The sequence below is a fragment of the Micromonospora sp. HUAS YX12 genome, from assembly GCF_040215685.1.
Classification (GTDB): Bacteria; Actinomycetota; Actinomycetes; order Mycobacteriales; family Micromonosporaceae; genus Micromonospora; species Micromonospora tulbaghiae.
Genome location: NZ_CP157974.1, coordinates 3,112,380 through 3,132,313 on the forward strand (window position 1 = coordinate 3,112,380; position 19,934 = coordinate 3,132,313).

Genomic DNA, 19,934 nt, shown 5'->3' on the forward strand with positions numbered 1-19,934 from the left:
GTGGTCACCCGATCAGCGGCCGAAAGGTGCCGAGCAGCACGCTGACCAGCAGCGCCGCACCGGCCAGCAGCGCCGCTCCGGTGATCAACAGCCCGTCGGCGAGGCCGAACCGCTGCGGGCGGGCCACCGTGCGCGGGATGCCGGCGTCGAAGCCTCGCGCGTCCATCGCCACGGCCAGCCGGGTGCCCCGCCGGATCGCGCCCACCAGCAGCGTGAACGCGGTGGACGCGAACAGCCGCAGCTTGGCCACCGGGTTGCGGCCGGCGTCGACGCCGCGGGCCCGCCGGGCCATGCTGATCATCCGCCACTCCTGTTCCAGCAGCGGCACCATCCGGAACGCGGCGAGCGCCCCGATGGCGAACCGGGCGGGCGCCTTCGCGTTCTGGATCAGCGCGTCGGCCAGGTCGGTCGGGTCGGTGGTGGCGAACACGACGATGCCGGGCAGCGCCACGGCGAGCATCCGCAGCACCAGGCCCAGCGCCGTGACCAGCACGCCCTCGGTGACCAGGACCGGGCCGGCCTGGAGCAGCACCGGGCCGGAGCGATCGGCGGCGAAGAGCACGAGTGTGACCAGGATGCCGACGGCGCCGGCGAGCAGCGGCCAGGCCCGGCGGGCCAGCACCCGGTAGCGGACGCCGAACAGCGGCAGCACCGCGAGTTCGACGGCGATGGCGATGGCCGGGGCCACCGGGTCGAGCGTCGCCACCAGGATCAGTGTGAAGACCAGCGCGGCGGCCAGCTTCGCCACCGGGTTGCGCCGGGCCAGCGGAGCGCCGGGTGCGGCGACCGGTTCGAGGCCGATCACGGCGCACGTCCGGCAGCCGGACCATCGTCGCCCGAGCGCTCGGCGCCGGCCGAGGGCCGCCCGCCGGGGGAGTGCTCCGCGTCGGACGGTGACCGGTGCAGGGTGAGCGTCCGGTCGGCCAGCGCGGCCACGAAGTCCTCGTCGTGGGTCACCGCGACCAGGCCGTGCCCGGCGTCGCGCAGCTCGGCGAGCAGGTCGACCAGCTCCAGCCAGGTCCGCCGGTCCTGGCCGAACGTGGGCTCGTCGCAGATCAGCAGGCGGGGCGCGGTGGCCAGGGCCGTCGCCACGCTCAGCCGCCGCGCCTCGCCGCCCGAGAGGGTGTACGGGTTGGCGCCCGCCAGCCGGTCCAGCCGCAACCGGTGCAGCAACTCGTCCACGGTGGCGGTCACCGCCGTCTCGGGACGGCCGGTGCGGCGCGGCCCGAGCGCCAGCTCGTCGCGCACCGTGGCGGTGACGAACTGGTGCTCCGGATCCTGGAACACCGAGCCGATCCGGCGTACCAGCGCGGGTGCCCGCCAGCGGTGCGGGGGAGTACGCGCGTCCCGCCCGGCCAGTTCGGCGGACGCGGTGACGGTGCCCGTTCCGGGTCGCAGCAGGCCGCCCAGGAGCAGCGCCAGTGTGGACTTGCCGGCCCCGTTCTGGCCGAGGACGGCGAGCGCCTCGCCGGCGCGTACCCGAAGATCGGTGGGGTCGAGCCGGGGTGGGAGGCCGAGCCGGTCGGCGGTGAGCAGCACGTCGCCGGGCGGCGTGGTGGCGTGCCGGGGTGGCGCGACGTGGCCCGGTACCCAGACCCCGGCGGCGGCCAGGGCGTCGCCGTGCGCGGCGAAGACCGTCTCGGGTGGCCCGTCGGCGCGTACCCCGCCGCCGGGTTCCAGCACCACGACGCGGTCGACGAGCGGCAGCGCCTCGGTGACCCGGTGCTCGACCAGGACCATCGTGGTGTCCGGGTCGAGGGCGTTGGCGACGGCCCGGCGGATCAGGGTGGCGCCGGCCGGGTCGAGGTTGGCGGTGGGCTCGTCGAGCAGGAGCAGTCCGGGGCGCAGGGCGAGCGTGCCGGCCAGCGCCAGCCGTTGCTGCTCGCCGCCGCTGAGCGCGACGGTCGGGCGGTCCCGGTCGTACGGGAAGCCGACCCGGCCCAGTGCCTCGTCGACACGGGGCCAGATCTCCCCGGCGGGTACGCCCCGGTTCTCCAGCCCGAACGCCACGTCGTCGCCGGAGCGCGCCATGACGAGCTGGGTCTCCGGGTCCTGGAAGACGATGCCGACGCGCTCGCGGGCCTTGCGGGGATCCAGCCCGTCGATCTCGACGGTGCCCTCCTGCTCGCCGGAGTCCTCCGGCAGCAGCCCGGCCAGCGCCGCCAGCAGCGTGCTCTTACCGGCCCCGGAGGCACCGAGGAGCAGCACCCGCTCGCCGCTCTCCACGCGTAGATCCACCCCACGCAGAGCCCAGCGCTTGCGCCCCCCATGCCGCCACCCGAACCCCCGCAGAACCACCCCGCTCACCGACCACCCACCCCCTCTCCCGGCCCAGCCTGCGTGATCAAGGAGTTCGCGTCCGGAGAACCGTGCCCGGCGGACGCAAACTCCTTGATCACCGGGCGGGGGTGAGGCCTCAGACCAGGGCGCGGTCGCGGCCGGCGGGGAAGCGGTCCAGGACGCCGGTGTTCGCCAGCGCGCGGGTGAGGGCCACCGCGCCCAGGCCGGCCACCAGCAGGCAACTGAGCACACCGAAGGCGATGTAGGGCAGCCGGAAGGTCGTCCAGCTCGTGCCCGGGTACCAGTACAGGGCGTCGAACACGGTGGCGAAGAGGCCGCCCGCCGCCCCGGCCAGCGCCGCCGTGACCGGCCGGTAGCTGCGGTACCGGGTGGCCGCGAAGACGCTCTCCACTCCCAGGCCCTGCACCGCGCCCTGGAGGATCGCCATCGCGCCGTACGGGGAGCCGAGCAGCACCGAGACGGTCGAGGCGACGGTCTCGGTGAGCAGCGCCGCACCCGGCTTGCGGACGATCAGCGCGCTCAGCACGGCCGGGATGAGCCAGACGCCGTACATCACCGACTGCAGCGGGGCGAAGAAGGCGAACGGCCCGTCGCTGCCCTTCCAGAGGATGTTCCAGAGCTGGAACACGACGCCGAAGGCGACGGCGATGACCGAGGCGACGACGATGTCGACGGTACGCCAGCGGTTGCTGTCGGTGTGGTTCATGGTGGCTCCCAGTTCGTCGAGGTGAACCAGGAGAAGACGCACGCCGCGCCCGGTGGTCACCGGACGGCGACGCGGCTGGAGGTCGACCGAACTCCCTGCGCTGGCATTACCCAGATCAGGTTCGAGGGTCTGCGGGCACCGGCCCGCACTCTCAGCGCTGTGCGCTCCCCTGTCGGATGTGAAGTTGTCTCGTCGCAGACGCTAGCACCGACGACGGGCCCCGGCCCAGCAGGGCGAGTGTCGGTATGGTGGCGATCATGCTGGTGGATGCGCGGGGACTGACGTTCGAGGTACGCGCCGGCGGCCCCGAGGGCGGTGATCCGGTCCTGCTGCTGCACGGCTTCCCGCAGCACTCCGGGGAGTGGGACGCGGTCACGCCCGCGCTGCACGCCGCCGGGCTGCGTACGTACGCGCTCGACCAGCGTGGTTACTCGCCCGGCGCGCGTCCGGCGGACGTCGGGGCGTACCGGATTCCGGAGCTGGTGGCCGACGCGGCGGCGGTGCTCGACGCGCTCGGGGTGACCCGCGCACACGTGGTGGGCCACGACTGGGGCGCGATCGTGGCGTGGGGCCTGGCGGCGGCGCACCCGGAGCGGGTCCGGACGCTGACCGCGGTGTCGGTGCCGCACCCGGCCGCCATGGGCCACGCGCTCGCCACCGACCGACGGCAGAAGGTCAAGTCCGCCTACATCGCGTTGTTCCGCAAGCCCGGTACGGCGGAGAAGGTGCTGCTGGCGTGGCACGGCGCCACGCTGCGCAAGCTGCTGAGCGGCGTGGGCGACGCCGGCGCGGTGACCCGGTACGCCGAGCCGATGCGCGAGCCGGGGGCGTTGACGGCGGCGCTGAACTGGTACCGCGCGATGACCGGGACGGACATGAAGGCGGTCGCCCCGGTCGGGGTGCCCACCACGTTCGTCTGGAGCGACAAGGACGTGGCGATCGGCCGGACGGCCGCGCAGGCGTGCGCCGCGCACGTCACGGGTGACTACCGGTTCGTGGTGCTGCCCGGGGTCAGCCACTGGATCCCGGACGAGGCGCCCGGCCCGCTGGCCGAGGCGATCCTCGCCCGGTGCGCAGGAACGGAGGAGGCATGACGGTGAGCGCCGACGCGTACCTGGCGGTGGTGACCGAGACGATCGGCCGGGTGGCCGCCGAGCAGCGGCAGAACGTGGCCGACGCGGCCGACCTGATCGCGGCGGCGCTGCGGGCCGACGCTGTGGTGCACGCGTTCGGTACGGGGCACTCCGAGGCGCTGGCCATGGAGATCGCCGGGCGGGCCGGTGGGCTGGTGCCCACCAACCGGATCGCGCTGCGTGACCTGGTGCTGATCGGCGGCGACCCGGCCGACGTGCTCGGCCCGAAGCTGGAACGCGACCCGGCCGTGGCGCACCGCCTCTACGAGCTGGCGCCGATCCGGCCGCAGGACGTGTTCGTGCTGGCCTCGAACTCGGGCGTGAACGGGGCGATGGTCGAGTTCGCGTCCATCGTGAAGGAACGCGGGCACGGCCTGGTGGCGATCACCTCGGCGCAGCACTCGGCCCGGATGACCTCGCGGCACCCGTCCGGCCGCAAGCTCGCCGACTTCGCCGACGTGGTGCTGGACAACGGCGCCCCGTACGGCGACGCCACGCTGCCGCTACCGGGCGGTGGCGCGGTCGGCGCGGTCTCCTCGATCACCGCGGCCCTGCTCGCCCAGCAGATCGTCGCCGAGGTGGTGGCCCGGCTGGTCGCGGCGGGGCAGCGCCCGCCGGTCTACCTGTCCGCGAACATCACCGGCGGCGACGAGCACAACGCCGAGCTGGAGGCACGGTACGCGGGCCGCATCCGCCGCGGTTCCTGAACCGGTTTCGTGATCGCCCGGACGGGGCACAGGCGGTGCTGCCGGTGGGTGTCTCCCCGCCGGCCGTGCCGTCTCCCGGGGAGGTCCGCGAGTGTCCAAGGAATCCGAGAAGCAGCGCTGGCAGCGCAACTTCGCCGATCTGTTGCAGGAGCTGCGGGTCGCGCAGACCGGCGTGCAGATCCTCTTCGCCTTCCTGCTGACGCTGCCGTTCAGCAACGGGTTCGGCCGGACCACCGAGTTCCAGCGCGACGTCTACATCCTGGCGCTGCTGACGGCCGCCGCGTCCGCCGCGATGATCATTTCTCCGGTCGCGTTCCACCGGGCGCTGTTCCGGCAGGGGCGTAAGCCGGAGCTGGTCCGGTTCGCCCACCGGATGGCCACCGGGGGCCTGTTCTTCATGCTGATCGCGATGGTCAGCTCGGTCCTGCTGGTCACCGACTTCGTGCTGGACCGGCCGATCGCGTTCCTGCTCAGCGCGCTCACCGGCCTGTGGTTCCTGATCTTCTGGGCGATCCTGCCGTTCAGCCGGCGCAACTGGGGTGAGGACGACATCGACGACGAGGACGACGATCCGCAGACGCTCACCGACTGACCGTCCGCCAAATCGGACGTGCACGCAGCGCTACCCCTGGGTAACACCCGGGGGTAGCGTCGTTCTCGTCGAACGCGTCGACGCAGCCGGACCGACGAGGAGGCAGTCGTGACCACGACACAGAACAGCCGGCCCGAGTCACCCGACGGCGCGGGGCCGTTGCCGGCCGAGGCGGGCCAGGTCTCCGAGAAGGAGGCCCGCCAGGTCGCCGAGGCGGCCCGCGAGTCGTCCTGGGACCGGCCCAGCTTCGGCAAGGAACTGTTCCTCGGCCGGTTCCGGCTCGACCTGATCGACCCGTGGCCCCGCCCCGACCCGGCCGAGGTGGCCCGCGCGGACGAGTTCCTCGGCGCGCTGCGCGCGTACCTGGCGTCCGAGGTGGACGGCGAGGCGATCGAGCGGGACGCGCGCATCCCCGACGAGGTGTTCCACGGCCTGGCCGGGCTCGGCGCGTTCGGCATGAAGATCGACCGCAGGTACGGCGGGCTCGGGCTGAGCAACCTGCACTACTGCCGGGCGCTGATGCTCGTCGGCTCGGTGAACCCGGCGGTCAGCGCCCTGCTCTCGGCGCACCAGTCGATCGGCGTGCCGCAGCCGCTGAAGATGTTCGGCACGCCCGAGCAGAAGGAACGGTTCCTGCCCCGGCTCGCCGCCGGTGAGGTCTCCGCGTTCCTGCTCACCGAACCGGACGTCGGCTCGGACCCGGCCCGGCTCGCCACCACCGCCGAGCCGACGGCGGACGGCACCGGCTACCGGCTCAACGGGGTGAAGCTCTGGGCCACCAACGGCACGCTCGCCACGCTGCTGGTGGTGATGGCCCGGGTGCCGGCCGGCGAGGGGCGGCGCGGCGGCATCACCGCGTTCGTGGTGGAGGGCGACAGCGACGGCATCACCGTGGAGCGGCGCAATTCCTTCGTCGGGCTGCGCGGCCTGGAGAACAGCCTCACCCGGTTCCACGACGTGTTCGTGCCGAAGGAGAACGTGATCGGCGGCGAGGGCAAGGGCCTGAAGATCGCGCTGACCACGTTGAACACCGGCCGGCTCTCGCTGCCGGCCATGTGCGTCGGGGCCGGCAAGTGGGCGCTCAACGTGGCCCGGGAGTGGGCGGCGGACCGGGTCCAGTGGGGCCGCGCGGTCGGCGAGCACGAGGCGGTGGCGAAGAAGCTGTCGTTCATCGCCGCCACGACGTACGGCATGGAGTCGATGCTCGACCTGTCCTGCATGCTCGCCGACGACGACCGCAACGACATCCGGATCGAGGCGGCACTGGTCAAGCTCTACGCCAGCGAGATGGCCTGGCGGATCGCCGACGAGCTGATCCAGATCCGCGGTGGCCGTGGCTACGAGACGGCCGGCTCGCTGGCCGCCCGGGGGGAACGGCCGGCCGCCGTCGAACAACTCCTGCGCGACCTGCGGATCAACCGGATCTTCGAGGGCTCCACCGAGATCATGCACCTGCTGATCGCCCGCGAGGCGGTCGACGCGCACCTGTCCGTCGCGGGCGACATCATCGACCCCGACGCCGGGCTGGGCCGCAAGGCCAGGGCGGGCGCGCGGGCCGGCGCCTTCTACGCGAAGTGGCTGCCCACGCTCGCCGTGGGCAAGGGGCAGACGCCCGGGGCGTACCAGGAGTTCGGGCCGCTGGCCGGGCACCTGCGCCACGTCGAGCGGACCTCCCGCAAGCTGGCCCGGTCGACGTTCTACGCGATGTCCCGGTGGCAGGGGAAGATGGAGCGCAAGCAGGCGTTCCTCGGCCGGGTGGTGGACATCGGCGCGGAGCTGTTCGCGATGAGCGCGGTCTGTGTCCGGGCCTACGCCGAGCGGGACGCGCACCCGGAGAACGTCGAGCTGGCCGACCTGTTCTGCCGGCAGGCGCGGCTGCGAGTCGACGAGCTGTTCACCGGCCTGTGGTCGAACACCGACTCGGTCGACGTGGCCGCCGCCAAGCGCATCGTCGCCGGCCGGTACGCCTCGGTGGAGGACGGCGTCGTCACCCCGCCCGCCGACCTGCCGTGGGTGGCCCGCTGGGAACCGGGGCCGTCCACCGAGCAGGACGTCCGCCGTCGCATCCCGCCCGCCGGCTGACCGGACCGCCCCGGCGGCCGTCCCGCCCGGACGGCCGCCGGGCGGTCAGCGCGCGATCGCCCAGGCCAGGACGCCGGCCAGGATCAGGCCGTTGAGCCCGGCCAGCACCAGGTACGCCGACGGCGGGATCTTGCGGCCCTTGCGGACGAAACTCACCAGCACGCCCGCGTACCCGAGCAGCAGCACGGCGACGGCGATCAGGAAGTACAGCACCGGCACACCTTACCGGCCGCCGCGCAGCCCCAGTTCGCGCAGCTCCAGCGCGGCCAGCGCGTCGACGGTCGCGTCGTCGCCGCGCCGCCACGCCTCGGCGACGTCGGGCGCGATCCGGGTCAGCTTCGACAGCGGCTGACCGGCCAGCGCGCGCAGCGCCAGCAGATCCCGGCCGGCCGGCGCGCCGGCCAGGGCCTTCGCCGCGCCCGCCCGGCGCATCCAGCGCAGGCGCAGCGGCAGCCAGCCGAACAGCACCAGGCCGAGCGGGAACACCAGCACCGCGATGGTCAGCGCGAGCGCGAGCTGCCCGACCAGCTCCTGCTGGTCGCGGCCCGCCTCGGCGACCGAGCGGGCGGCGTCGGCGGCCCGGGTGAACGGCGCGGTCAGCTCGTCGCCGACGATCGGCACCCGGCCGACCTTGCCGCCGGCGTCGGCCAGGTTGTCGGCGAGTCCACCGCCGGCCCCCTCCAGCTTCTGCCCGGGTACGGCGAGCTTCTCGACCAGGTCGTGCAGCCACAGCGCGAAGCGGATCGCGGCGTACACCCAGACGACCACGAGCAGGTCGGTGAGGAACTGGCGGACGGCGGTGGGAAAACGGTCGGCGTAGATCTTCACGCCGGACAGCGTCCCACGGCACGGGCGCGTCGGCACCTGGCCGATTTCCCGCTCAGTGCGACCCTTCGCCGGCGTGACTGACCGCGTCCGCCACGATGTGCGCGACGTGGTCGTCGACGAGGGCGTACGCGATCTCCCGGCCCCGCCGCGACCCGCGCACCACCCCGGCGCCCCGCAGCACCCGCAGGTGCTGGGAGACCAGCGGCTGCGGCGCGCCGAGCTTCTCGACCAGCTCGTGCACGCAGCGTTCGCTCTCGGCCAGCTCGCTCACGATCGCGAGCCGGATCGGGGCCGAGAGCGCGCGCAGCAGGTCACCCGCACCCTCGAAGGCGTCGTACCCGTTCGTGCCGGTCACCCTGTAACGGTAACCAATCCCAGATGAGTCGGCGGGCAGGGCCTCATCGCAGCAGCACCTCGTGCTCGGCCGGCTCCGACAGCGGCGTGGCCCGGTCGGCCCGCGCCCGCCGCCGCAGCGCCCGCAGACCGGCCGCCGCGAGCGCGACCAGCAGGAACGAGCCGATCGCCACGAGCACCACCGACGCGCCGGGCGCGGTGTCGGCGGTGGCGGCCACCCAGACCCCGGTGCCGGCGGCGAACAGGCCCAGCGCCATGGCCGCCGTCATGGTCGACCGGAAGCCCTGGGTCACCTGCTGCGCGGCGGCCACCGGCACCACCATCAGCGCGCTGATCAGCAGCACCCCGACCGCCCGCATGGCGATGGTCACGGTGACCGCGGTGCCGACCGCGATGAGCAGGTTCAGCGCCCGCACCGGCAGGCCGGACACCCGGGCGTACTCCTCGTCGTGGCACACCGCGAACAACGCCGGGCGCAGCACCAGCATGGTCACCAGCAGCACCACGCCGAGCACGCCGATGGTGATCAGGTCGGTCCGGGAGGTGGTGGTCAGCGACCCGAACAGGTACGCGTTGAGCGACCCGCTGCTGGCGTCGGAGAGCCCGACCAGCATCACGCCACCGGCGATGCCGCCGTAGAACAGCAGCGCCAGCGCCAGGTCACCGGAGGTGCGCCCGTACGCGCGGACCAGCTCGATCACGACCGCCCCGAGCGTCGCGGCGATCACCGCCACCAGCACGGGCGAGCTGTTGAGCAGCAGTCCCGCCCCGACGCCGGTGAGCGCCACGTGCCCGAGCCCGTCGCCGATCAACGCCAGCCGGCGCTGCACCAGGTAGATGCCGAGCGCCGGGGCGGCCAGCCCGATGATCAGCGCGCCGACCAGGGCGCGGAGCATGAAGTCGTACTGGAAGAGATCCATCTCAGATGCCTGTCCAGAGCCGGGCGGGCTCCTCGTCGCAGTGCGGGTGCACGTGCTCGTGGTCCGGGTCGGCGTGGTGGCCGGCCGGCTCGGGCACCGCGCCGTCGTGGGCGATCCCGCCCTGGTGCACCACCACGGCCCGGCTGATCAGCGGGCGCAGCGGGCCCAGCTCGTGCGCGACGAGCAGCACCGTGCCCCCGCCGTCGCGGAACGTGCGCAGCGCCCCGGCGAACGCCTCCTGGCTGGCCGCGTCCACCCCGGCGGTCGGCTCGTCGAGCACCAGCAGCTCCGGCCCGCCGGCCAGCGCGCGGGCGATCAGGGTGCGCTGCTGCTGGCCACCGGAGAGCGTGGCCACCGGGTCACCGGCCCGGTCGGCGAGCCCGACCGCGTCCAGCGCCGCCGCCACCGCCTCCCGGTCCGCCCGCCCCGCGGGCCGCAGCACGCCCCGGCGGGCCAGCCGCCCGGACGCCACCACCTCGCGCACCGTGGCGGGCACTCCGCTGCCCGCGCCGAGCCGCTGCGGCACGTACCCGATGCGGTGCCACTGCCGGAAGCGGCGCTGCGGCGTGCCGAACAGGGCGACCGACCCGGCGCCGACCGGCACCAGGCCGAGCGCGGCGCGCACGAGCGTCGACTTGCCGGAGCCGTTGGCGCCGAGCACGGCGACCACCTCTGAGGCGGTCACTGTCAACGAGACGTCACGCAGCACCGGGCGGCCGTCGTAGCCGACTGTGGCGTGCGCGATCTCGATCACGGGTGGGGTCATGAACAGTCCAGAGCGGTTCGCAGGGTCTGCAGGTTGGTGCGCATCGCGGAGAGGTAGTCGCCGTCGGCGGGCGGGCCCTCCAGCGGGTCGAGCACGGCCGTCTTCGCGCCGACCTCACGCGCGATGGTCTCGGCGACCTTCGGGCTGACGAGCGTCTCGAAGAAGATCGTGCCGGCCTTGTGCTCCCGGGCCTCCTCGGCGACCTCGGCGAGGCGCTTCGGGGACGGCTCGGACTCCGGGGCGAGCCCGCTGATGCCGATCTGCTCCAGCCGGTAGCGCTCGGTCAGGTAGCCGAACGCGGTGTGGCTGGTCACGATCTCCCGGCGCTGGCAGGTGCGCAGGCCGTCGGCGTACTCGGAGTCCAGCTTCGTCAGCTCGGTGCGCAGCGCGCCGGCGCGGGCGGTGTAGTCGGCGGCGTGGTCCGGGTCGGCCTTGCCGAGGCGCTCGGCGAGCTTGTCGCCGATGGTGGCCAGCCGGGTCGGGTCGAGCCAGACGTGCGGATCCTTGCCGCCGCCCTCCTCGGCGTGCCCGGCCTCGCCCTCGTGGTCGTGGCCACCGGCGGCCGCGTCCCGCAGCGGCGTCACGCCCGCCACGTCGAACGCGCGGTCGCCGCCGTTCTGCTCCACCGCCTTGTCCACCGCCGGCTGGAAGCCGCTGAGGTAGACGACCACGTCGGCGTCGACGACCTGGCCGACCTGCCGCGGGTTGAGTTCCAGGTCGTGCGGCTCGGCGCCGGGCTTGGTCAGGTTGCTGACCGCGACCGTTTCGCCGCCGATCCGCTCGGCCAGGAACTGGAGCGGGTAGAACGCGGCCACCACGTCGATCTTGCCCGGCTCGCTCGCGCCGCCGGTGTCGTCCGCGCAGGCGGTCAGGCCGGCGGCGGCGAGCAGGGCGGTGGCTGCGGCGGTCAGGATGCGGCGGGGTGCACGAGCGGTCATGGGCTCAACTGTCCGCGAGAACGAAAACTATTGTCAAAAACGCATGATTGCATGTCAGCGCAGGTCGGTTCCGCCTCGCATGTCAGCCGACCATGAGCTTCGCCAGCGCCACCGCGATCAACAAGGTGAGCATCACCAGCCGGAGCATCCGGGTCGCCGGGGCCTGCACCGGCCAGGTGACCGACATCAGCCAGACCAGCCCGCCGGCCAGCACGAGCAGCAGGACGCCGCCCGCCGGGCCGGGCGCGAAGAGGCCGACAAGCACCAGGGCCAGCGCGGCCAGGAACACCGCCGTCGGGTTGAGCCGTGCCAGCCGGGACAGCACGGGACTCTGCGTACGCTGCATGCCACAAACTCTACGAGGAGGAACGCCGTGCTGGTCACCAACCGGTTCGTGGTGGAAGCCGAAACGGTGGACGAGTTCACCCGGGCGGCGCACGCCGCGCTGGCCGCGCTCGCCGCCCGCCCCGGCTACCTGCGCGGTGAACTGCTGCGGGCGCTCGACGACCCGGACCACTGGCTCCTGGTCACCGAGTGGGAGTCGGTCGGTGCGTACCGGCGGGCGCTCGGCGGGTTCGACGTCAAGGTCACCGCCGTGCCGCTGCTCGCCCGATCGGTGGACGAGCCGTCGGCGTACGAGACGCTCGCCGGCGCCGCCCCCGACGGTGAGATCGTCGTCGTCGCCAGCGATCGTGCCGCAGGTCCGTATCGCTGAGTGCCGGGGCACTACCCTGGCGCGTATGACCGCTCCCGGACCGGCCGCGCCACCCCCGCCATCCGTTCCGCCGGCGCTGCCGGCGGACCCCGGGGTGCCCGCGCCGCCGCAGGGGCCCGGTGCCGCGCCGCCGTTCGCCGCCCCGCCCACCGAGGGCGGGCGGACCCGGCTCTGGCTCGGCCTCGGCGCGGGCGCGCTCGCCGTGCTGATCTGCTGCGGCGGGGGCGGTGCGGCGATGGTCGGCCTGGCGGTCAGCAACGCCCAGGCGATCGGCGAGCAGGGCCGGGCGGTCACGAACGACTACTACCAGGCGCTCGTGGCCCGGGAGTGGTCCAAGGCGTACGACACGCTCTGCGACGACATCCGCCGACGCGAGCCCCGGCGGGAGTTCGAGCGGCGGGTGGCCACCGAGCCGCAGGTCGCCGGCTACCGGGTGGGCGAGGTCGACCTCACCACGCTCACCGTGCCGGTGGACGTCACGCTCGCCGGCGGCCGGCGGGAGGCGCAGACCGTGACCTTGGCGCCGGACCGGCAGACGGGCGGCGTGGAGGTCTGCGGGGTGAGCTGACCGGCCCCCCGGTATTCTGCTGGGCTCGGGACGGACGCGGTCGTACCGTTGTCCCGAACAGCCCGGTTCCATCCATCTCAACCGCGCCGACCGCCAGCCGGCGTAGGAGGAAACATGCCAGCCGACCGTATCGACGCCGTCACCAGCCTCGCCAAGCGCCGGGGCTTCGTCTTTCCCTCCAGCGAGATCTACGGGGGCACCCGGTCGGCGTGGGACTACGGTCCGCTCGGCGTCGAGCTGAAGGAGAACGTCCGCCGGCAGTGGTGGCGGACCATGGTGCAGCAGCGCGACGACGTCGTCGGCCTGGACTCGGCGGTCATCCTGGCCCGCAGGGTCTGGGAGGCCAGCGGCCACATCGCCGAGTTCGTCGACCCGCTGACCGAGTGCCAGTCCTGCCACAAGCGGTTCCGGGCCGACCACCTGGAAGAGGCGTACGAGGCCAAGCACGGCAAGCCGCTGACCTCGCTGACGGAGCTGAACTGCCCCAACTGCGGCAACAAGGGCACCTTCACCGAGCCGAAGATGTTCAACGGCCTGATGAAGACGTACCTGGGCCCGGTGGAGAGCGACGAGGGCCTGCACTACCTGCGCCCGGAGACCGCCCAGGGCATCTTCGTCAACTACAAGAACGTGGAGACGGTCGCCCGCAAGAAGCCGCCGTTCGGCATCGCGCAGACCGGCAAGTCGTTCCGCAACGAGATCACCCCGGGCAACTTCATCTTCCGGACCCGCGAGTTCGAGCAGATGGAGATGGAGTTCTTCGTCGAGCCCGGCACCGACGAGCAGTGGCACGAGTACTGGCTCCAGGAGCGCTGGAACTGGTACCTCGACCTGGGGCTGTCCGAGGAGAACCTGCGCTTCTACGAGCACCCCAAGGAGAAGCTCTCCCACTACTCGAAGCGCACCGTCGACATCGAGTACCGGTTCCAGTTCGGCGGCACCGACTTCGCCGAGCTGGAGGGCATCGCCAACCGCACCGACTTCGACCTGTCCACGCACAGCAGGCACTCCGGCGTCGACCTGTCGTACTTCGACCAGGGCAAGGGCGAGCGCTGGATCCCGTACGTGATCGAGCCGGCCGCCGGCCTCACCCGCGCGGTGCTGGCGTTCCTGCTCGAGGCGTACGACGAGGACGAGGCGCCGAACACCAAGGGCGGCGTGGACAAGCGCACGGTCATGCGCTTCGACCCGCGGCTGGCCCCGGTCAAGGTCGCGGTGCTGCCGCTGTCGCGCAACGAGGCGCTGTCGCCGAAGGCCAAGCAGCTCGCCGCCGACCTGCGTAAGCGCTGGGTGGTCGAGTTCGACGACTCGCAGGCGATCGGCCGCCGCTACCGCCGGCAGGACGAGATCGGCACGCCGTTCTGCGTCACCGTCGACTTCGACACGCTCGACGACAACGCGGTCACGGTCCGGAACCGGGACACCATGGCCCAGGAGCGCGTCTCGCTGGACCAGGTCGAGCGCTACCTGATCGAGCGCCTGCCCGGCTGCTGAGATGTGTAAGGAAGGGCCCCTTCTTAACGCCTGGCGTAGAGAAGGGGCCCCTTCTTAACACGTCATCGGGGGTGGCCCTCGGAAATCGGCTCCGCCCGTACGCCGGTCACGGCGCCCAGCCCGCGCCGGGCCTCGTACGCGTCCTCCACCATGCGCCGTACCCGGCCCGGCTCCCGGCGGATCTGCGCCGGCGTGAAGTGCAGGATGAGCACCCCGTACCGGCTCAGCTCGTTGTGCCGGTCCAGCGTCCGCGCCCAGTCGGTGGGACTGAGGTGGTACTCCCGCGAGTCGACCTCCATCGCCACCGCGCAGTCGGCGAGGTAGCCGTCCGGCGTCGGCAGCCGGGTGCCGTCCGCCGCCGACAGCCGAGGGTTCCACAAGATCTCGGTAAGCACGCCACTGCTGCTCAGGCACTCCCGCAGCTCGGTCTCCGGTGCCGAGCGGACCCCGTCGGTGATCTCCGCGAACGCCTTCCGGATCAGTGCGGTGCGGCTACGCCTGGCCCGCCGGATCTCCACGTCCAGGCTGGCCAGGTCGGTGAAGCCGCGCTGCACGGCTTCGGCCACCGTGGCCCGCACCGGCCGCAGATGGCGCAGGTCGCGGGCGGCGTCCACCACCGCCCGCGCCGGCGAGCACACCGGGTACAGCGCGGTCCGCCGGGCCCGCGGATCAAGCTCCAGGGCGCGCGCGATCACCGCGTGACCGGCCGAGCGGCGCCGCACGTGGTGCGGCAGGACCAGGTGTACGTCAGCGGTGCGCGGACTGTGCCGGAAGCCGTACCAGATCAGGGCGGCCAGACCGGTGAGCTGCGCGTCGGTGCCCGCGTAGAGCGCCGCCGAGATGCGTCGCTGCTCGTCGGTGAGGGTGCCGGTGACGAGCGCGTACGTCGCCGGCAGGACGCGCTGCCACAGGCCGCGCCGAGTCTGCCGGTAGAGGTACATGTCGTCGAATCCGACGCCGAGAAGCTGCGTCCGCGTGACGATCTGGTGCTGGCGTTCCGCCAGGTCGCTGAGTTCGGGTGGCTGTTCGCGCATGCCCGGCAGCCTGCGGGCTCGACCGCTGCTCCTCCCGCCCGTCCGGCCGGCCTGTGGACAGCCGCCCCGGTTGTGGAGAACGCCCGCCGGGCGGCCCGGCTGTGATATGCGCCCCTGTTAACAAGGGGCCCCTGCTCTACCGGAGACGTTAATAGGGGGCCCTTCCTTACACTTGTGCGGTGACTGCCCCGACCCTGCCCGCGCTGACCATCGGGCCGCACCAGGTCTGGCCGCCGGTGGTGCTCGCGCCGATGGCCGGGATCACCAACGTCGGCTTCCGCCGGCTCTGCCGTGAGCAGGGCGGCGGCATCTACGTCTGCGAGATGATCACCACCCGGGCGCTCGTCGAGCGGAACCCGAAGACGCTGCGCATGATCGCCTTCGGCGCCGAGGAGCAGCCCCGCAGCCTCCAGCTCTACGGCACCGACCCGGAGATCACCGCCGCCGCCGTGCGGATCGTGGTCGAGCGCGACCTGGCCGACCACATCGACCTCAACTTCGGCTGCCCGGTGCCCAAGGTGACCCGCAGGGGCGGCGGATCGGCCCTGCCGTGGCGCCGCCGGCTGTTCGCCCGGCTGGTCAGGGCCGCTGTCGACGCCGCGTCACCCGCCGGCGTGCCGGTCACCGTCAAGATGCGCAAGGGCATCGACGACGACCACCTGACGTACGTCGAGGCGGGGCTGGCGGCCCAGGACGCGGGCGTCGCGGCTGTCGCCCTGCACGGGCGTACGGCCGCGCAGCGCTACTCCGGCACCGCCGACTGGGACGCGATCGCCACGCTCAAGGCGGCGCTCGACGTGCCGGTGCTCGGCAACGGCGACATCTGGGAGGCCGACGACGCGCTGCGGATGGTCGCGCACACCGGCGTGGACGGCGTGGTGATCGGGCGCGGCTGCCTCGGCCGGCCGTGGCTGTTCGCCGACCTGGAGGCCGCGTTCAACGGTCGGCCCGAGCGGCGGCTGCCAAGCCTCGGCGAGGTGGCGGTGACCATGCGCCGGCACGCCGAGCTGCTGGTGGAGCAGTTCGTGGCGGGCGCCCGCAACCCGGCCCGGGGCGAGCGGGACGGCTGCACCGACTTCCGCAAGCACGTCGCCTGGTACCTGAAGGGCTTCCCGATCGGCAGCGAGCTGCGCCGCTCGCTCGCCATGATCGAGAGCCTGGCGCAGCTCGACGACCTGCTCGGCAAGCTCGACCCGGCCGTACCGTTCCCGGTGGAGAACCTGGGCCAGCCCCGTGGCCGCACCAACTCGCCGGGCAAGGTCTTCCTGCCCGACGGGTGGCTGGCCAGCCGCGACGACGACACCCCGCCGGACGGCGCCGAGCTGGACGACTCCGGCGGCTGACCCCGGACATGCCGAAGGGCCCGACCCCGTTGTGGGGTCGGGCCCTTCGCTGTGCCGGTGTGTCAGGAGCTGTAGCCGCGGCTGGCGATCCAGTGCGCCAGGGCGTCCACGTCCATCCGGTACGAGGCCTGGTCCGGGTTCGCCGAGTCGGCGATCGTCACGACCTTGCCGCCGTCGCGGTAGCCGACCACGCTGATGTAGTGGCCACCCTCGAACGAGTGGGTGTTGCCGTCGGTGTCGGTCGCGGTGCCGGCGATGTTCGCCACCACGGCCCGGCCGTCGTCCACCGTGCGCACCACGTCGGCACGCAGCTTCTCCACCTTGTCACCGGCCTTGTCCACCGGGATCTCGGTCGACTTGTAGACGTCCTTGCCGGTCTCCTTGTTGAGCACCGGGGTGATGTCGTTGATGGAGTTGGTGCCGGCCTCGGTGGTGCCCATCTCCTTGGCCATCGCGTCCACGTCGATGTTCTTGCCCTGCACGCTCAGCGCGTTACGGGCCGCGGCCGGGCCACAGAAGTAGAAGTTGGGCTGCGCCTCGTAGCGCACGTCCAGCTCCCGCTCGCCGTGCTTGCGGTCGCCTGTGACGACCTGGGCGGCGCGCTCGGCCGGGGTGGCCTGGGCGGCGATGGCGGGGCCGGCGATGCCACCAGCGGTGGCGGCGATACCGGCGACGGTCAGAGCGGTCTTGCGAAGCAGAGTGGTAGCCATGATCAGTTGCCTCTCTGTCGGGGGTACGCGGCGATGGGGGATGCCGCGAATGAAGATCAGGTGGCCCGGTATGTGCGTCGGGCCGGTGGCCCGCTCGGGCGGCCAGGGGGTGGCCTGCTCCGGCGGCTCGGGGATGTAACGACCGGGGGCCCGGGGTCATTCCCGGGGGCGCTGCCCGGCGGTGGGGCCGGCCCGGCAGGCGCTGTCGGCCTGCTCGGCGGCTCCGGGGATGCAACGACCGGCGTCCCGGCCTGATTCCCGGCCCGCTGGGCGGGCGGTCGGCGGGTGCGGCGCGGTCTGCCATGTACAACGCCCCGCACCCGCCCCCGATTCCACCCCACCGGTGACCCCGGCCACCCCGATTCCGGACACCACCCCCAGCAGCCCCCCACCGACCCCACCGGGGCCCGCCCCACCCCGTTGATCAAGGAGTTTGTGTCCGTCTGAGGCCCTGCGCCGGACACGAACTCCTTGATCACCGATCCGATGGGAGGGAGTGAGTCGCCTTGGCGCCCAATGTCGGGTTCTGGGCCGGGTGACTTGAGATCTTGGTGGATCGGCGCCCCTCTGGGGGCCGTTTCGTACCAAGATCTCGGCGATCCGGGAGGGATCGCGCCGGCGAGGGGCGGCCGCACGCACCCCTCCGGGGATGAGGGGGTCGATCATGAAGTTGGCGGGGTTTTTGTGTCCGGTTTGTCGCCGTCAACTTCATGATCGACGGGGTTCGGAACCCGTGCGGGTCAGGGGGTGGTGGGGGTGCGGGGGGTGGGGGGCGTGGGCTGGGTGGGGATGTGGGCTGGGGTGGTGGGGGGCCAGGGGATCTCGGGGGAGGGGTGGAAGGTGATGCCGGCGGTTGTCCAGCGCGGGCCGTGGGCGGCCAGCCGGCTGCGGAACCGGGGCCAGTCGTGTGTCCCGCGCGGTGACCAGCCGAGTTCGGCGACGGCGGGCAGGCGCGGAAACAGCATGTACTCGACCTCGGCGAGCGTCGTGACCGACTCGGTCCACAGCGGCGCCTCCACGCCCAGCACCGCCTCGGCCGGTACGCCCCGCACGTGGCTGGCCGGATCCCACTCGTACGCCCGGCGTACGTCGATCAGACCGGCCCAGTCGTGCCCGATCGGGGTGTCCGGGGCGTACTTCATGTCCAGGTACGCGTGGTTGCCGGGGGAGAGGATCAGCCGGGCGCCCCGGCGTACCGCGTCGGCTGTCTCCGGGTCGTCACCGTTCGTCCCCCACCACTGCAGGACGCGCCCGTCGACGTGTTCGGCCGGTGCGAGCTGGTGCCAGCCGACCACTGTCTTGCCGGTGGCGGCGACCAGCCGCTGCGCCCGTTCCACGAAGGCGCGGTAGCTGTCGGCCGGCACCTTGAACGCCTCGTCGCCGCCGAGGTGCAGCCACGGCCCGGGCGTCAGCGCGGCCACCTCGCCGACCACGTCCGCGACGAAGGCGTACGTCCGCTCGTCGGCGGGGTCGACGAAGCTGAACCCGACCTCGGTACCGGTGTACGGCGGCGGCGCGACCTTGCCGGGCGTCAGTTCGGGGTACGCGACCAGCGCCGCGTTGGTGTGGCCCGGCAGGTCGATCTCGGGCACCACTGTGACGTGGCGGCGGGCGGCGTACGCGACGATGCGGCGGTAGTCGTCCCGGGTGTACCAGCCGCCGGGGCCGCCGCCGACAGCGGTCGCGCCGCCGACCTCGGCGAGCCGGGGCCAGGAGTCGACGGCGATCCGCCAGCCCTGGTCGTCGGTGAGGTGCAGGTGCAGGTGGTTGAGCTTGTAGCGGGCCAGGTGGTCGACCACCCGCAGCACGTCCTCGACCGGGAAGAAATGGCGGGCGACGTCGAGCATGGCGCCCCGGTAGGGGAAGCGCGGCCGGTCGACGATGGTGCCGCCGGGCACCGCCCAGCGCACGGCGACAGCGGTCGGGCTCTCGACCGGCGCGGGTAGCAGCTGCCGCAGCGTCTGCGCGCCGTGGAACAGCCCGGCCGGGGTGACGGCGGTGATCCGGACGGCGCCGGCGGTCACGTCGAGGCGGTAGCCCTCGTCCCCGAGCCGGGCGTCGTCCACGGCGCCGGCCGCAACCGCGCCTGCCGGCACGGCGGCGTCGGCCGGGGACAGCGTGAGCGTGAGCGGGCCGCCCTCGATGGTGCCGGCGACCGGGAGCGGGTAACCGGTGGCCGGGCGCAGCCAGCCGGCGAGCTGTTCGGCCACGTCCCGCCCGGCGGTGCCGACCCGCAGTACCGCGTCCGCGCTCAGCGTGAAGTCACCGGCCGGGTCCGGGCGCACCTGCTCGGGCGCCGGCACCACGTCGTCGAGCCGGAGCGGCGCCGGCCCGGCGAGCGCGCCGGCGGCCCGGCCCGCGGCGACCCGGGCCAGCTCGGCGGCGGGCGCCGGCACGCCGGGCAGCGGCACCGCGGGTGCGTCGCTGGAAGGGCTGGTGGGACGGGTGTCGGTCGGCTCCGGCCCGGTCTCGGGGGCGGCGGGGTTGGTCGGCACGGCGACGGCTCCGAGGGGTGTATTCGCGCGGGATATGGCAAAGGTCAGGTTCCGCGAGATGCAGTGACGTCAAGAGTACGAGAGGAATCGGAATTGCGTGATCGTGCTCGTGGAAGCGTTCCCAAAAACCCGTACGAACGCGGATTGTGGTGACTGTTGTGCCGAAAGTCACCGAACGCTCCCAGGTTTCTCGAAGTTCGCCTAGCCTTCGCCCCACCGACGCCGACGAGCCGGGATTACCGGTGGTC

21 protein-coding genes and 1 riboswitch are annotated in these 19,934 nt (G+C 73.1%); of the genes, 8 read left to right on the plus strand and 13 right to left on the minus strand.

Annotation, left to right across the window (positions count from 1 at the left end; genetic code table 11):
* Positions 1-4 precede the first annotated feature (4 nt).
* The 3 genes from ABIH81_RS15170 to ABIH81_RS15180 form a co-directional block, all read right to left on the minus strand.
* On the minus strand, positions 5-805 hold the full coding sequence (locus tag ABIH81_RS15170) for an energy-coupling factor transporter transmembrane component T (RefSeq protein WP_349880864.1): 801 nt from the start codon (positions 803-805) through the stop codon (positions 5-7).
* Positions 802-2,307 (minus strand): ABC transporter ATP-binding protein, encoded by a 1,506-nt coding sequence (locus ABIH81_RS15175; RefSeq protein WP_349880865.1) that lies wholly within the window; start codon positions 2,305-2,307, stop codon positions 802-804. Before ABIH81_RS15175 ends, ABIH81_RS15170 begins: the two co-directional genes overlap by 4 nt.
* A 109-nt stretch (positions 2,308-2,416) precedes the next feature.
* Positions 2,417-3,007 carry an ECF transporter S component gene (locus ABIH81_RS15180; RefSeq protein WP_349880866.1) on the minus strand — a complete coding sequence of 197 codons (591 nt, stop codon included), beginning with the start codon at positions 3,005-3,007 and terminating at the stop codon, positions 2,417-2,419.
* A 74-nt stretch (positions 3,008-3,081) separates the two neighbouring features.
* Positions 3,082-3,188, minus strand: a riboswitch (TPP riboswitch).
* 76 nt (positions 3,189-3,264) lie between these two features.
* Between ABIH81_RS15180 and ABIH81_RS15185 the strand changes: the two genes are divergently transcribed.
* From ABIH81_RS15185 to ABIH81_RS15200, 4 genes are all read left to right on the plus strand, one after another.
* Complete coding sequence (locus ABIH81_RS15185) at positions 3,265-4,101, plus strand: alpha/beta hydrolase (protein WP_349880867.1); 837 nt, start codon at positions 3,265-3,267, stop codon at positions 4,099-4,101.
* The gene (locus ABIH81_RS15190; protein WP_349880868.1) at positions 4,098-4,847 is read left to right on the plus strand and encodes an SIS domain-containing protein; all 750 of its coding nucleotides are present in this window, start codon (positions 4,098-4,100) and stop codon (positions 4,845-4,847) included. Before ABIH81_RS15185 ends, ABIH81_RS15190 begins: the two co-directional genes overlap by 4 nt.
* Positions 4,848-4,938: 91 nt before the next feature.
* A complete protein-coding gene (locus ABIH81_RS15195) occupies positions 4,939-5,439 on the plus strand; it encodes a DUF6328 family protein (protein ID WP_349880869.1) in 501 nt (166 codons plus the stop codon).
* A 108-nt stretch (positions 5,440-5,547) separates the two neighbouring features.
* Positions 5,548-7,521, plus strand: coding sequence for an acyl-CoA dehydrogenase family protein (locus tag ABIH81_RS15200; protein ID WP_349880870.1), 1,974 nt, complete (start codon positions 5,548-5,550; stop codon positions 7,519-7,521).
* Positions 7,522-7,566: 45 nt separating this feature from the next.
* Here the strand turns inward: ABIH81_RS15200 and ABIH81_RS15205 are convergent, their stop codons facing one another.
* The 7 genes from ABIH81_RS15205 to ABIH81_RS15235 form a co-directional block, all read right to left on the minus strand.
* Positions 7,567-7,734 (minus strand): hypothetical protein, encoded by a 168-nt coding sequence (locus ABIH81_RS15205; RefSeq protein WP_349880871.1) that lies wholly within the window; start codon positions 7,732-7,734, stop codon positions 7,567-7,569.
* A gap of 9 nt (positions 7,735-7,743) precedes the next feature.
* Positions 7,744-8,349 carry a hypothetical protein gene (locus tag ABIH81_RS15210; protein ID WP_349880872.1) on the minus strand — a complete coding sequence of 202 codons (606 nt, stop codon included), beginning with the start codon at positions 8,347-8,349 and terminating at the stop codon, positions 7,744-7,746.
* A gap of 52 nt (positions 8,350-8,401) precedes the next feature.
* Positions 8,402-8,704 carry a metalloregulator ArsR/SmtB family transcription factor gene (locus tag ABIH81_RS15215; protein WP_349880873.1) on the minus strand — a complete coding sequence of 101 codons (303 nt, stop codon included), beginning with the start codon at positions 8,702-8,704 and terminating at the stop codon, positions 8,402-8,404.
* Positions 8,705-8,747: 43 nt separating this feature from the next.
* Positions 8,748-9,623: a metal ABC transporter permease gene (locus tag ABIH81_RS15220; protein WP_349880874.1), complete on the minus strand. Its 876-nt coding sequence runs from the start codon at positions 9,621-9,623 to the stop codon at positions 8,748-8,750.
* A gap of 1 nt (position 9,624) precedes the next feature.
* Entirely contained in the window at positions 9,625-10,389 is a 765-nt protein-coding gene (locus tag ABIH81_RS15225; protein WP_334464998.1) for a metal ABC transporter ATP-binding protein, read from the minus strand.
* Positions 10,386-11,327 carry a metal ABC transporter substrate-binding protein gene (locus ABIH81_RS15230; protein WP_349880875.1) on the minus strand — a complete coding sequence of 314 codons (942 nt, stop codon included), beginning with the start codon at positions 11,325-11,327 and terminating at the stop codon, positions 10,386-10,388. Before ABIH81_RS15230 ends, ABIH81_RS15225 begins: the two co-directional genes overlap by 4 nt.
* Before the next feature lie 82 nt (positions 11,328-11,409).
* Positions 11,410-11,673 (minus strand): DUF6703 family protein, encoded by a 264-nt coding sequence (locus tag ABIH81_RS15235; protein ID WP_120568528.1) that lies wholly within the window; start codon positions 11,671-11,673, stop codon positions 11,410-11,412.
* Positions 11,674-11,700: 27 nt separating this feature from the next.
* Between ABIH81_RS15235 and ABIH81_RS15240 the strand changes: the two genes are divergently transcribed.
* The 3 genes from ABIH81_RS15240 to ABIH81_RS15250 all read left to right on the plus strand — a co-directional run bounded on the left by ABIH81_RS15240 (position 11,701) and on the right by ABIH81_RS15250 (position 14,104).
* A complete protein-coding gene (locus ABIH81_RS15240; RefSeq protein ID WP_216928700.1) occupies positions 11,701-12,042 on the plus strand; it encodes an antibiotic biosynthesis monooxygenase family protein in 342 nt (113 codons plus the stop codon).
* 94 nt (positions 12,043-12,136) lie between these two features.
* The gene (locus ABIH81_RS15245) at positions 12,137-12,610 is read left to right on the plus strand and encodes a hypothetical protein (RefSeq protein WP_349881114.1); all 474 of its coding nucleotides are present in this window, start codon (positions 12,137-12,139) and stop codon (positions 12,608-12,610) included.
* A 114-nt stretch (positions 12,611-12,724) separates the two neighbouring features.
* Complete coding sequence (locus ABIH81_RS15250; protein ID WP_349880876.1) at positions 12,725-14,104, plus strand: glycine--tRNA ligase; 1,380 nt, start codon at positions 12,725-12,727, stop codon at positions 14,102-14,104.
* A gap of 62 nt (positions 14,105-14,166) precedes the next feature.
* On the opposite strand, the gene ABIH81_RS15255 is transcribed toward ABIH81_RS15250, so the two are convergent.
* The gene (locus ABIH81_RS15255) at positions 14,167-15,138 is read right to left on the minus strand and encodes a type IV toxin-antitoxin system AbiEi family antitoxin domain-containing protein (protein WP_349880877.1); all 972 of its coding nucleotides are present in this window, start codon (positions 15,136-15,138) and stop codon (positions 14,167-14,169) included.
* Between the two features lie 251 nt (positions 15,139-15,389).
* Between ABIH81_RS15255 and dusB the strand changes: the two genes are divergently transcribed.
* Positions 15,390-16,481, plus strand: coding sequence for a tRNA dihydrouridine synthase DusB (gene dusB / locus ABIH81_RS15260; RefSeq protein ID WP_349881115.1), 1,092 nt, complete (start codon positions 15,390-15,392; stop codon positions 16,479-16,481).
* A 62-nt stretch (positions 16,482-16,543) separates the two neighbouring features.
* Here the strand turns inward: dusB and ABIH81_RS15265 are convergent, their stop codons facing one another.
* Both ABIH81_RS15265 and ABIH81_RS15270 read right to left on the minus strand, forming a co-directional pair.
* On the minus strand, positions 16,544-17,191 hold the full coding sequence (locus tag ABIH81_RS15265) for a C39 family peptidase (protein WP_349880878.1): 648 nt from the start codon (positions 17,189-17,191) through the stop codon (positions 16,544-16,546).
* A 740-nt stretch (positions 17,192-17,931) separates the two neighbouring features.
* Positions 17,932-19,686 carry a beta-N-acetylhexosaminidase gene (locus ABIH81_RS15270; RefSeq protein WP_349880879.1) on the minus strand — a complete coding sequence of 585 codons (1,755 nt, stop codon included), beginning with the start codon at positions 19,684-19,686 and terminating at the stop codon, positions 17,932-17,934.
* Positions 19,687-19,934 lie beyond the last annotated feature (248 nt).